We start from the raw sequence: 2,012 nt of genomic DNA, 5'->3' as shown, positions 1-2,012 counted from the left end.
GCAGAGGGTTATCGCATCGGCACTTTGTGTCTGATTGACGAGGCGCCACGACAACTCAATGAAAGGGAACTAAGCCGGTTACGCGATCTTGCCGATGCGGTGCAAAGCGAGATCGAAACGCAACATCAGCAACGTCGGGCAGATGCCCTCGGCATCCTGACGCAGATTACTTCACAGGCGGACATCGAACCCGAAAGCGCCCTGCGACAGGCTTTGACGCTGGGCTGCCAGTACCTGGATATGCCATTTGGCATCATTAGCCGGATTGAGGGCGAGGATTACTGCGTCCAGCTCCAGGTATCGCCGCCGGATACCTTGCATGACCATCAGCACTTTCCGCTGGGTGAGACCTACTGTAGCCTGGCCCTGGAACATGACACGGTATTATCCATTGCGCATATGGCGCAAAGTCAATATTCAGGGCATCCCTGTTACCAGTCTTTCGGACTGGAGAGTTACGTGGGTGTTTCCATTGTGGTGCAAGGCGAGCGCTATGGAACCCTCAATTTCTCTTCCCCGGACGAGCATGCCGCCCGGTATTTCGATCAGGCTGAAATCGAGTTTGTTGAACTACTGGGGCAGTGGGTTTCCTCCACACTGCAACGCTGGCAACTGGATCAGAACCTGAAATCTCAACAGCAACTCAGCAGGATCATTGCCGCGGCTCAGGCCCAATTCATCGAAAAAACTGATCGCCGCGAGGCTTTTGATGGGTTGCTGTCAGAAATTCTGAGCCTGACCGACAGTGAATACGGGTTCATTGGTGAGGTGCTGCACACGAGCGAGGGGGCACCCTACCTCAAGACCTATGCTATCACCAATATCGCCTGGAACCAGGAGACTCGCGACTTCTACGCGGCCAACGCACCGCAGGGCATGGAATTCTATAATCTCAAAAGCCTGTTTGGCGCGGCACTGGTCAGTGGCGAGCCGGTGATTGCCAATGACCCCTGCCATGATTCGCGCCGCGGCGGTCTGCCCGAGGGCCATCCGCCACTGAACGCCTTTCTCGGTATTCCCATCTATCACAGCGACAAACTGGTCGCCATGCTGGGTATCGCCAACCGGCCTGTTGGCTATGATTCGGAGTTGATTGATTTTCTCTCGCCGCTGAGGGTCACCATCGGTCAACTGATTGTGGCGGCACAATTGCAGCAGCGGCACCAGGAAGATCAGCTGGAATTGATGCGTTTGTCACGCGTGGCCAGCCAGACGACCAATGGCGTAATCATCACGGATATAGAGGGCCGGATTGAGTGGGTCAACGAAGGTTTTACCCGTCTCACAGGTTATACCGCAGATGAAATACATGGGCACAAACCCGGCAAACTACTACAAGGACCGGATACCGATCCAGCAACGGTAGCGCAGATACATTCTGCGCTGAGCCGCGGCGAAGGTTTCGAGGCGGACCTGGTTAATTACACCCAAAATGGCAGACCTTACTGGGTCCGTATCCAGTGCAGCCCGTTACACGATGAGACCGGTAAGCTGCAGGGATTCATGGCCATCGAGTCCGACGTGACGCAAGAACGGGATGACGCGGAGCGGGTACGTGCCAGTGAACGGCGTCTGGCCTCGGTTATCGAGGGGACCAACATTGGCACCTGGGAATGGAACGTGCAGACCGGGGAAACACTGTTCAACGAACGGTGGGCCGAGATCGTCGGTTACAGTCTTGATGAACTGGCGCCGATCAGTATCCAGACCTGGATGGACCTCGTTCATCCGGAAGACCTGCAACGATCTGGCAACTTGCTGGAACAGCATTTCGCCGGCGAGATCGAGTTCTATGATTGCATGGCCCGCATGCGTCACAAAGCGGGGCACTGGGTGTGGGTGCATGATCGTGGTCGACTGGTGAGCAGAACCGCCGAGGGAGCCCCCCTGTTAATGAGTGGCACGCATGCCGATATTACGGAACAGAAACAGGCCGAGATCGCGCTGCAAGGCAGCGAAGCGCGCCTGCGCGGCCTGTTCGAGCTGTCACCCCTTGGTATTGCCCTTAACGA

1 protein-coding gene is annotated in these 2,012 nt (G+C 56.3%); it reads left to right on the top strand.

What is annotated here, in order from left to right:
* A partial coding sequence (locus RI563_RS13285) for a PAS domain S-box protein (protein ID WP_310694861.1) occupies positions 1-2,012 on the top strand: 2,012 nt, incomplete at both ends.

The organism is Thiohalophilus sp., assembly GCF_031581315.1.
GTDB lineage: Bacteria > Pseudomonadota > Gammaproteobacteria > UBA6429 > Thiohalophilaceae > Thiohalophilus.
The sequence above is the reverse complement of the archived record's forward strand: the minus strand, read 5'-3'. Positions and strand labels throughout refer to the sequence as shown.